8 protein-coding genes are annotated in these 10,859 nt (G+C 68.9%); all 8 read right to left on the reverse strand.

Going from position 1 to position 10,859, the window contains the following annotated elements:
• Positions 1-18 precede the first annotated feature (18 nt).
• Genes AACH06_RS22040 through AACH06_RS22075 form a run of 8 tightly spaced genes read right to left on the reverse strand, consistent with a single transcriptional unit; the run spans position 19 to position 10,645 of the window.
• On the reverse strand, positions 19-2,223 hold the full coding sequence (locus AACH06_RS22040; RefSeq protein ID WP_341427931.1) for a hypothetical protein: 2,205 nt from the start codon (positions 2,221-2,223) through the stop codon (positions 19-21).
• Entirely contained in the window at positions 2,220-5,399 is a 3,180-nt protein-coding gene (locus AACH06_RS22045; RefSeq protein WP_341427932.1) for a putative baseplate assembly protein, read from the reverse strand. The genes AACH06_RS22040 and AACH06_RS22045 overlap by 4 nt, the downstream gene beginning before the upstream one ends.
• Positions 5,399-7,903, reverse strand: coding sequence for a putative baseplate assembly protein (locus tag AACH06_RS22050; RefSeq protein ID WP_341427933.1), 2,505 nt, complete (start codon positions 7,901-7,903; stop codon positions 5,399-5,401). Before AACH06_RS22050 ends, AACH06_RS22045 begins: the two co-directional genes overlap by 1 nt.
• Before the next feature lie 12 nt (positions 7,904-7,915).
• The gene (locus tag AACH06_RS22055) at positions 7,916-8,272 is read right to left on the reverse strand and encodes a GPW/gp25 family protein (protein WP_341427934.1); all 357 of its coding nucleotides are present in this window, start codon (positions 8,270-8,272) and stop codon (positions 7,916-7,918) included.
• A 24-nt stretch (positions 8,273-8,296) separates the two neighbouring features.
• Positions 8,297-8,644: a hypothetical protein gene (locus AACH06_RS22060; protein ID WP_341427935.1), complete on the reverse strand. Its 348-nt coding sequence runs from the start codon at positions 8,642-8,644 to the stop codon at positions 8,297-8,299.
• A gap of 14 nt (positions 8,645-8,658) precedes the next feature.
• The gene (locus tag AACH06_RS22065) at positions 8,659-9,189 is read right to left on the reverse strand and encodes a phage baseplate assembly protein V (protein ID WP_341427936.1); all 531 of its coding nucleotides are present in this window, start codon (positions 9,187-9,189) and stop codon (positions 8,659-8,661) included.
• On the reverse strand, positions 9,186-10,313 hold the full coding sequence (locus AACH06_RS22070) for a hypothetical protein (protein ID WP_341427937.1): 1,128 nt from the start codon (positions 10,311-10,313) through the stop codon (positions 9,186-9,188). The genes AACH06_RS22065 and AACH06_RS22070 overlap by 4 nt, the downstream gene beginning before the upstream one ends.
• A gap of 8 nt (positions 10,314-10,321) precedes the next feature.
• Positions 10,322-10,645, reverse strand: coding sequence for a LysM domain-containing protein (locus AACH06_RS22075; RefSeq protein ID WP_341427938.1), 324 nt, complete (start codon positions 10,643-10,645; stop codon positions 10,322-10,324).
• Positions 10,646-10,859 lie beyond the last annotated feature (214 nt).

Here is a 10,859-nt window from a genome sequence, read left to right on the forward strand (position 1 = left end):
TCCCTGGAGGGTGTCGGGTCAATTCGCGAACAGCAGGCCGACATGCATGCCGGCCGGCGTGAACTCGTTCAGGCGGGCGCGCAGGTTGGCGGCACGCTGGGGCTGGAAGAGGTCGTGGTAGACGCCCATCTCGCTGTCGTCGTCAGCGCCACGGGTGATCTCGGGCGCGCAGGTGGTGGCGAGCTGGGCATAGCCGGGCTGCCCGTAGCGCTCGGCCGTGAACTGCGGCCGCAGCCTCAGTTGCTCGCTGAGGATCTCGTCGTAGAGCCGATCGGCGTCGGTGATGCGGGAGCGCACCGCGGCCAGCACCTCATCGGGCTGGCATCGGTAGCGGCGCGGGGTGCGGCAGCCGCAGGGCACGTAGCAGAACCGCAGGCAGCCGATCTGTCGCCGCGCCACGTTCACGCAGCCGGTGAAGATGCAGTTCTCGGCCAGCGCAATGGCGTGCACGTCGACGATGCCGAGCACGGTGGTGTCCGACAGTGTCAATTGCGCCGGTGCAATGCCGTCGCCCGCGCCGCCGATGGCCTGGCGATCGCGGGCCGTGGCGTCGACCACGCTGTCGCAGATCTCGATCGGCATCGGGTCCAGGCCCACCTCGTCCTGCATGACGCGAAGGGTGCCGACGATGCTGTGCTCGATCTTCACCGACGCGCGCAGGTTGCTGATCTCCAGGCTGGGCTCTGCCGGGCGGCGCGGGTGGCAATCACCCTCCAGGGCCCAGCCGGGCACCAGCGTACAGTGCCTGATCACCACGCGGGCGCCGCAGACATCGGCCCTCGTGTCGGCGTCGGCGCGGCCCTGCACGCGCAGTGGGCGCCCGGTGACGAGCAAGCCGTCCAGGCTGATGCGGCTGCCCTGGCCCATCGAGACCGTCAGCGCATCGGGCAGGTCGGTCTGCCAGTCGATGAGCCGCAGCACGGGGCGCGCACGCTGGGCGGCTCGCAGTTGAAGCGACTGGCCGTCGCGCAGTGTGATGTCGATCGGCTCGACGAACACGCCGCTGTGGCCGATCTCGATCACCGCGTCGTCCGGGTCGTCTTGCCGCCACTGGGCCAGGGCATCGCCGATGCGGTGGAAGAGGTAGCCGTCGCCTTCGCCCACTCGGTAGAGCGCGTGGGCCGAGGCGGGCTGGTGCAGCGGCCGCTCGTACTCTCCGCCGCCCAGGCGGGCAGGCAGGCCGTACCGGTAGCTGACGCGCACCCCCTTGCGCGGCAACTGGTTCGGCGGGAAGGCGATGCGGCCCAGCACCGGGTCGACCGCCACCTGGTTCAGGCGGGGCACGTAGGCCCAGTGGCTCAGATCGGCCGGCACGATCTGCGCCAGCGGCACCCACGCGCTGCCCGCCGATCCGGCCCAGCCTTCGGCCCGGATGGCCAGGCTCATCCCCTCGCCGTAGAAGGCGCCGGGGTCGGCATTGAAGGCGTGGCGTCGAATGGCCGCCGGCAGGTTCAACTCGTCGGCGATGTGGGTGGGCTCGGGTTCAGGCTGCGGTGCCACGAACAGCGGCGCGTCCTGGCCCAGCACGCTGAAGGTGAAGCAGTGCGGGCCGACCTCTTCCACACAACAGGCGGGCGTGTCGGTGACGGGCAGGCTGAGCAGCCGCCAGACGTGCACGCCGACGTTCGGGATGTTGAACAGCCCGGTCGATCGATGCGAGTCGATGCGGCGAAGATCCACGCCATGGGCGATCGAGTCGAAGGGCCCGCCCAGGCGATCGAGCGCGTCCATGTCGCGCAGGTTCACCACCCGGTGCCGTTCGGGGTAGAGGTGGTTGATGTTCTGGTGCCGGCCCAGCAGCTTGAAGTACTCCACCGCCCGTGCCGGCCAGCCGGCCACGTCCTGGGCCAGTTGTTCCAGCAGCGCGAGGGTGCCCTTGGCGCGCCGATGGCGGATGGCGTTGGCCACCTCTCGCCGGGGCACGAGCACGCGGGCGTTGTCGCAGGCCGGGGTGTCGGCCGGCAGGCCGCCTTCGGCCAGCGGCACGTGGCCCACCAGGTCGCCGATGTAGGGCACGGCCCACTCTTGGGCGGTTTCGATGAACCAGTTGTCGTAGAGCTGGGTGATGTCGTCTTCCACGACCTGCACCTGCTCGGCGATCACTCGAAGCAGGGCCTTGAGCGGGTAGCCGCGCTCCGCATCGCGCATGCGATGCACAACCGGCAACAGCGCGTACAGCCGGTCGGCGCGGGCCGGGTCGGTGGCGGTGGTGGTCATGTTCATGACAGCGGATTGAGGATGAGGGTGTCGGCCACGGCGGCCGTGAAGATGGCCAGTTCGGCCGGGCGCAACACGCCGCGGTCATGGCCGCCGGGGAAGGCGATGACATCCGGCGGCAGTTGCCGCGCCAGCCCGCCGCGGCGTCGGCCCTTCATCTGTTCGGTGTGCAAGATGGCGGTGACGGCGCTGGTGACGTCGCCTTGGGTGACCAGTTGTCGCGTGCCATCGGCCTGGGATCGTTTCTCGGGCACGGCGCCGAAGGCATCCACATCGACATACGCCACCCCGCGCACACCCTGGATGACGCTGATGACCTCGGCCAGGCGTGCGCTCTGCCCGAGCGCGCGCTGGTGGAAGCCGAACCGGTCGAGCAAGGTGCTGCGCACCGTGGCAGCCACCGGCTCCCAATCGAAATCGGGCAGCAGGGCCACCTTGGCCTGCAGCACCAGTGTCAGCAGTTCGCGCGGCAGCACGCGCAGGGGCAGGTCGGGGTCGCCCAGGTCGCGCAGCGCGGCGAGCAGGTTGCGGTAGAGATCTCCGGTGAGGTCGATCGGTGTGTCGTCGACCCCCGCGATGGTCAGCAGCAGTTGCTCCTGCTGGCCGTCGCTCACCCGCTGCGAGGTGGCCTTGGCGATGCCGGCGAAGGTGCGGGTGAAGTCGGCATAGTCACGCACCGACACCAGCCGGTCGAGCGCCATCACCGCCAGCGGCGCGTTCGAGCGGGCCAGGTCGCGGTCTTCGCGGTCGGCGCCGCCCGACGCGCGCAACGGGTTGATGACCGCCTTCACGCCCAGCGGCCGCGTGGCCAGCAGGCTGATCTGCTCGGCTTTCACATTGCCGGGAGCACCGATGCCGCTGCGGTAGACGGCGCGCACGTTCTGCACGCCGGTCGGCAGGCGGGCACCATGCTCCCCGTCGCCGAAGGTGATGTGGGTCGCGCCGGCGTCGTCCGTGCGGGTGACGAATCCGCGGTCCTTCGGCCCCAGCCAGGCGAGCGAGCCGGTTTCGTGCCAGCGAACGTCGTCCACATAGACATAGAGGGTGCTCTCGGCCCCCGCGGCGGTGGGAGCGGAAACGAAGGTCAGCGGGGGCTGCTTCAGCGTGAAGCTCTGCAGCGCCTGGGTCGCGTCGCCACTGCCCAGCAGCTCTTGGCGGGTTTCCCCGTGCGTGGCGCGCACCACATTGCCGAACACCGTGACGGTGTCGCGCTTGTAGCGGAAGGCGCTGCGAGTGGCCAGTTGCAGCGTGGTGTGGATCTTGTCGCCGGGCAGATGGGCGTCGTAGCCGTGGACGAGGCTCGACACCATCATCAGCTCGGCGGCCTTCACGCCTTTGACGCCTTCGATGTCCGAGCGCTCGCCGTGCACGATCACCCAGCGGCCCGAGGGCAGCTCCTTGTGCAGGGCCGCGAGCTCGATGGTGAGATTGGCCGGGTCATCCGGCGGGCTGCCGATGACGTCGGTGATCGGCTCTTCCACCAGCGAGAGCGGCACGCTTTGCGCCCACACCTGGGTGGCGCGCAGCACCGGCATGTCGTTGGGCCATCCACTGCCCGGGTCCGGCACGCGGGCCTCCCACCACTCGCGGTCGAACTTCAGGTGCGTTGATTTGCCGCTGATGCCGTAGGCGGTGCGCGGCGTGGTGGTGGCCTGCTGGATGCGGTAGACGCGGGTCAGAGGCTCGGAGCGTTCCATCCGGCGCACGATCGCGTATCCCGGCGCAGTGACCTCGGTGTGCATCTGGTCGAGGTAGAGGCCGTCCTTCGTCTCGCCCTGCAGCGTCCACTCCACCCACTGGTCTTGCGGCGGCACGTTGCCGTTGGTGACGGTGACCAGCTTGGGCACGTTGGCGCCAAACAGCGAGGCGCTGGTCTTCAGCACGAAGACACCCACCAGCTCGGCCTGGACCAGGTTTTCGCTGGCGCCAGACCAGGCCCGGTAGTAGGTGTCTCGCAGCGGTGGCGCAAAGTTCAGCAGCATCTGCGGCGCGCTGTCGGCCCCGCGGGCAAAGGCACGGCCCAGGTCGCGGCGCAGCTGCAGGCTGTTGCGGGCCTGAAGCACGCGCGGCTTGAGCAGGTCTTTCACGAAGCGATCGGGGCTGGCCGGCACGGGCGGTGGTGGAGGCGGCGCAGGCACCTCCAGCAGGTCGTTCACATCGTCCCGCAGGGTATCGATCAGCGCCTGCACGTCGTCGTCGATGTCGCTTTCCCAGTCGTAGCTCTGGATCTCGTAGGCCCAGTCGCGCGGGTCGGTGATGGCCGGGTCGAGCAGCACGCTGCTCAGCACCTCGGCCGATCCGAGGATGACGCGCGCCGTGGGCACGTCGGCCTTGGGCAGGTGGGTCGGCATGGCGGCGGCGGTGGCGATCAGCAGGCCGATCGTCAACGCCACCTCCTCGGGTACCGGGTCCAGCAAGATGGTGGACTTGCCGTCGGCCGATGGGGCGGTGGTGGCGCGGATGTTGCGCACCGCGGCCAGGCTGCCGTCTTCGGCGAACAGCAGCATCAGCGGGTCACCGGCTCTCAGGCCATTGACCGTGTCGGACACCACCACGCGGTCGATCAGCAGCGAGGTCTCGAGGGTGATGTTCTGCGGCCGCGTCATGCGCACCTGCAGGTTGTTCCACTCGCGCCGGGCATCCAGGTCTTCGCTGGTCTCGAACGACTGGGGGTTCTCGCCCGGGCCAGGAAGGCTCTGCGACCGCGCCCCGGCGGCGATGACCGTGGGCTCGATCTGGTTGTCGTCCAGCGTGTAGGCGAGGTAGACGCTCGATGCCACGCCAGGACGCAGGGTGTAGCCCACCAGCCGCGCCAGTTCGAGCACCGAACGGCGCTCGGTGGCGGTGCGCAGGTAGCCTTCGTTGGCGATGCGCTCCTGGTAGAACGACAGCAGGTCGGCCACCGTGGCCCAGCCATCGAGCAGCGCGATGGAAAAGTCGCTGCGGTCTCGGGTGGTGAGGGCATCGAGCGGGCGTTGTCCATCTTCGAGCGTGGTGGTCGCCAGCTTCGAGATCATCGTCTCGAAGAAGCTCGAATGCGTGCCGACGCGGTAGGCCAGGCTAGGAAGGCCGGCCCGGTTGTGGATGGGGGCCGGCGTGGTCGGCGTTGTCTCGCCGCAGCCGCAGGGGGTGCTGGGCGAGCAAGCCGAGCCGCAGCGGGCACAGCAGGGGCTGGGGCGCATCACAAGCCTCCTTCGACGCTGATCGCGAGCACGCCGCGTTCGGGGTGATTGGGGTCGTTGGCCAGCTCGGCGATCTCGTGCGCGGCCAGCGGCAGCACGCCGTTCTCGATTTCCTGATTCGGCGCCTGACCCTGGCGGTGGAACGACAGCACCTCCACACACATGACGCCGGGAACCGCCATCGCCGCGGCGACGATGCGCGAGAGGTGCACGCTCTGGCCGAATCCGAGGCTGTCGGCATCAAAGAGCCCGCCCGGCCCGGTGAGGCGCTGCAGCAGGGCGGTCTTCACATGGCCGCGCTCGTGGCCGGGCAAGGCGCACACGTGCAGTGACAGCGCGATGGGCACGTAGGCGGCCTTCTGCACCCGCAGGTCGTGTCCCATGCGGCGCACCCGGTACAGCGCTGCCTCGACTTCGGCCAGCAGGTTCGGATCGTCCGCCTCGCGCCGCCACGGATCGAGGGCCACATCGGCCTCGTACCAGCTGCCCGTCCACACCAGCGCAGCCTGCGCGCCTTGCAGGTCCGGATGCTGGGCGGCGATGGTGGCGTAGTCGTCTGCCGTGATGGCGCGGCGCAGCAGGCGGCGGAAGGCGAGCGGGGCGAACTCCCGCGCCTGTTCGATCGGCTCGGGGTCGATGCCACCCTGCGCCGGCAGCGGGTTCCACGGCGTGAAGGTGATGCCGTCCAGCCGCCCACCGCTCCACACGATGAACGAGATGGCGCCGGCCCCGACGTTGCCGGCGCTGCCACCGCCGACCCGGTAGTGCGCGAGCAGTGTTGAGCCAGGCGTGGGGCGGCGGCCCAGCTCACCGTCGCCAAAGCGCAGTTGGGCCACGCCTTCGTTGTCGATCTCGGCCACCAGGTGCCGGTCGTCGCTTCCGCTGGCCAGCAGGTCGGGTTGGGTTGTCCACACCGGGCCGCTTTCGTCCTCGGCCAGCCACAGCGCGGGCGCTGCGCCGCGAGGGTCTTGCGCGAGGGAGGCCGCCGCCGCCCGATCGACGCCGGGGGCCCCCTGCGCATGCACCAGCGGGCCTCGGCCCAGCGTTGGGCGGAAGGCCGCCGGCTTCAAAGCCACCTCTGAAGGCTCGCCCTCGCACTCGCAACAGGCTTCGCCGGGCTGCGCAGGCACGGGGCCCAGCGCCTCGGGCTGCTGGCGCCGCCCGTGGTCCACGAGCACGATGTTGCCCAGCGCCACCGACACCGATTCGAGGTACCGGCATTCTGGCGCCTGCCCCACAGCCGACAAGGGCAGCGGGAAGGGCAGGGCGTCTTCACGGCTCCATCGGATGCGCAGCACCGGCGTGGGCCGCTCCACCGGGAACTCGCCCCCGCCGATCACCTGCGGGTACAGCGGGTCTTCATCGGCCGTCACCTCGGTGAGCCGCACCGCCCAGCGGCGGGTGGGGTTGGCATCGCCGGGCAAACCGGTGCGAGGGCCCATCACTTCGGCCAGCACCAGCACATCTCCGGCCTGCAACTGCAGGGCGCGGGTGCCATCAGATCGCCAGGCATCGCGCAGCGTGGCGCCGGTGGCGCCGGCCGGCAGGCAGCAGGAGCGCTGGCCCCAGGTGTAGAACGGGATGCGGTTGTGCGCCTCGCGAAACACCGCGGTGGCGGCCGGGTCTGCCCCGCAAGGCTCGAACCACTCGAAGGCCGATGGCGCCACGTTGTCGAGCTGCTCGGGGCTCAGCAGACGGGGCAGGTCTGCCAGATCGTTGCGCCAGGGGGTGAGGAAGGCGAGCTCACCGTACGCCAGCGGTGGCGTGTCCGCGCTCACCTCCACCTGCACCCAGGCTCGCGCATTGCACCCTTCGTGCAGCCGGTAGTCGACCAGCCTCGCATGCCGCCGCACCGAGATGCGCTGGCGCGCCGTGCCGAGGTAGGCCTCGGTGCCCACCGCGTCCTGGTAGTAGCTGAGGTAGTCGCCCACGTAGGCCAGCAGCTCGACCAGCGTGATGCCCAGATCGGGTACATGGCGCTCTTTCCAGCCGGGCACCAGCAGCGAGAGCCGGTCGAGGATCAGCTGGCGCAGGCTGCCGTAGTCTTTGGCCAGGTAGTTCGGGCGCGGCTCATCGGCGGGCGCGGCGCTCGCTTCGCAGACTGGCCGGCAGTCGATCTCGCCGGGGCAATCGATGCGGAAGTGGAAATCAGCGCTGGCGTAGTTCGGGTCGATCTGCTCGATGTCGACCAGCCGCAGGCTGTAGCGCGACCGGTCGCCTTCGCGGTCGAGATGGATCACCAGGTAGTCATCGCGCTCCGGGTCCGGGTCCACGTGCGGATCGGCGTCGAGGATGCGCAGGCCGGTGATCACTTCGCCGCCGTCGATGGCCAGATGGCGTGGCAGGTCGGGTGCATCCGCGGCCAGCTCGGGCGGCAGTTTGCCGAGGAAGTAGGCGACCAAGGTGGTCGGGTCATCGCCCACCTCCACATAGTCCAGCCCGTTCCAGCCCTCGGTGCGGCGTACAGCCTGGCGCCGCAGATCGGTGAGGCAGGTGGTGTCCATGGTTGCTCCTGCTCAAAAGCCGCGGTTGAAGCTGGCGTTCTGCGTTTCGCCCGTAGCTTTGACCACGTAGGCCAGATCGATGGTCAGCCGTGCGTCGTCCGCCGTCACGCTCAGGTCGGACACCTCGATCACATCGCCCAGCCACATTTGCAGCGCCGCCTGCAGCGTGAACTGCACGGTGGCGGCCAACTCGGGGCTGTTCGGCGCGAACACCAGCTGCATCACACCGCTGCCGAAATCGGGCCGGTTCACGCGCTCGCCGTGGTTGGTGAAGATGAGCTGCTCGATCATGTCGCGCACGTGCTCGTTCAAGTCGGCGCTGGCCGTGCGGCCGCGGGCGTCGAAGTGCAGGGGAAAGTCGATGTCCATGGCGGTGGCCTCCGGTCGGCGGCATCAGGTGGCGAACACGCGCGGCTGCACGAAACTCACCATCGGCGGGCCGTTGGGGATCTGCTCCGGGCTCAGGCACAACCCAGGGCCGGTGCCGGGCGAGGGCTGCACGATGCCGGGCTGGCCCATCACCAGCACGCGGGCGGTGGGCATCAGCCACTTGATCGTCAGGCAAGGCTGCGGCTTCGGGCCGGGGATGGTGAAGGGGCAGCCGGTGACGAGCATCTGGCTCGACATCGTGGCGACCGGCTGGCCGCTGACCAGCACCCGCGGCTGCACCGGCGGGATCTGCGCCGGGATGCCGTGTGTGCACTGCACGACAGCGCCGGTGTGAAGAAGGAACCCGGGCATGGCTGCGTTCCCCTTCAGGTGATCGTCAACGCGCCGAGGTTGAAGTCGATGGTCGGTCCGACCATCGTCATCATGGCGCCCTTGCCGTTGGAGATGTAGATGCCCGAGTCGTTGACGACGATCATCGCCCCCGTCGTGCTCTTCAGGATGATCCCGCCCGTCACAGGCGACGGCGGCATGTCGCTGATCATCACCATGTGCTGCAGCAGCGACTGGATGCAGATGTTCGGATCCGCCGGGTTGCCGGCCAGGGCGAGCGGCGGCACGTTGGCCGTCATGTCGAAGCGGCATCCCATCCACACCGGCCGATCGACGTCGCCATGCTCGAACATCACCCACACGCCGGCACCGATCGGGGGCACCATGTACACACCCATCGGTGGCCCGGTGGGCCCGGCCAGCGCCGTGCAGGGCTCGGCCCAGCTCGACGGAGAAAACGAGAGCACATCCGGCACGCTGAGCATCAAGCGGCCACGCATCTCGGGGTCGACGTTCAAGGTGACCGTGGCACGGTAGAGGCCAGGATAGGTTTGGCGTTCTGTCATACCGGCACCTTCGGGGTGATCGAGATCAGGCCGTCGCGGCTGAGCTGAAAGCTCTGCTTGAATTCGCCGCGCTTGAGGTTGTGGGTCACGCTGTCCACGTAGTAGAGGCCGTCATAGGCGATGCCGGCCCCGCGCACACCCACCAGCGCCTTCGAACGCAGTACATGCCCGTAGCGCAGCACATCCAGCGAGCCGGACGCGGTGATGGCATTGGCCGAGCCCTTCAGCAGGCGGCCCACCACCGTCTTGAGCGCACGCTGCACGCCCACGCCGGCCTTGTCATTGGTGAACTTGATCTTGGCCGGCGGCGTGGGGCGGGCGCCCAATGGCGGCTGGAAGATGCTGATGTTGGGAATTGGCAGGGGGATCGGAATCTTCTTGGTGATCGGGTCGAGCACCGTCACCACCATCGTCTCTTTCGCCAGGCCGTCGAGCGAGAAGCTCAAGGATTCGACGTTGGTGTGCGCATCCATGTTCACCGACAGCGCCGGCTGCGGCACCGGCACCCGGATGTTCGGCCCCATGTAGGCGATGCTCTGGCCGGGCAGGGGGCCGGGTTCGACATAGAAGACGAAGCCGTTCGCGTCGGCCAGGTACTTCAGCCGTTCGAGATGGGTGCCGGTCTGCGAGTCGTAGCCTTCGGTGATGACGCGGATGTCGAGGATGAACGACGGGATCACGATCGGCACCACGCCGAAGGCCGCGTAGGGCGCCAGCATCGCGTAGGCCTGCATCGTGTCGCTCATCTGCGGGAACGGCACCTTCAGCTCCACCACGTCCATCAGCACCGACAGGTCTTCGCCGGTGATGGTGAGGGTGGATTGACCGGGCTCGTTGCTCGGCGAGAGCTCTTGCTGTGTCACCACGCCATCCATCAGCACGTGAGGAAAGCCGCCGAGCGTGACGACGATGATCACCCGGGTGGTGATCGGGTCGAAGAAGCCGGCCGGCAGCAGGGTGTCGAGCAGCAACGACTTCTTGCTCACCGCCAGCGTGATCTGGAAGCCGCTCTTGTCGCGGCCGCTGGTCACCTGCACCGACTGCACCGCCTCGATGACGGCCTTCGGGGCCGGCACCGGGACACCCGGCCCGATCAGCAGTGAGAGGTGGACACCCTTGAGCACGATGGTTCTCAGGCGATCGGGGTGCCGGGCACGCCCAGCGGCAGGGTGATGCGCAGGCGGCGGCCCAGGCGCTCGGTGAGTTCCTCGGGCCGCATCGCGTCGTTGGCGTCGCACAGGCGCCAGAACGCGAGCGGGTCACCCAGCTCGCTGGCGGCGACGAGATCGGGCCGCTCGCCTTCCAACACCATGTGCACCCCGATCGGCGAGAACGCGCCTGAGGGTGGCAGGAAGCGGCGCGCCAGGTAGACCAGGTTCTCTCCATCCGAGCCCGTCAGTGTCTTGACCGGGGTGTCGTAGTAGCGGCTGGTGGGGGGGAAGTTGTAGTTGGCCATATCGTGTTGCGGTGTCGTCGCTTGAATCAGGCGATGCCGTTGATGCCTAGTCCAGTGAAACGGAGAAATCGGATGTTCGTGGGCACCTGCCAGCGATGCAATCAAGGCGCCAAGCGCAGCCGGGTTGGACACCCGGCGAGCATTGGCAACGCCGAGTGCGCCGCTGGCAGGTGCCCACCCAGTGGGCCGGTGCTTGGCAGGGCGCGCCGCGGCG

Source organism: Ideonella lacteola, assembly GCF_038066555.1.
Lineage (GTDB): Bacteria > Pseudomonadota > Gammaproteobacteria > Burkholderiales > Burkholderiaceae_C > Ideonella > Ideonella lacteola.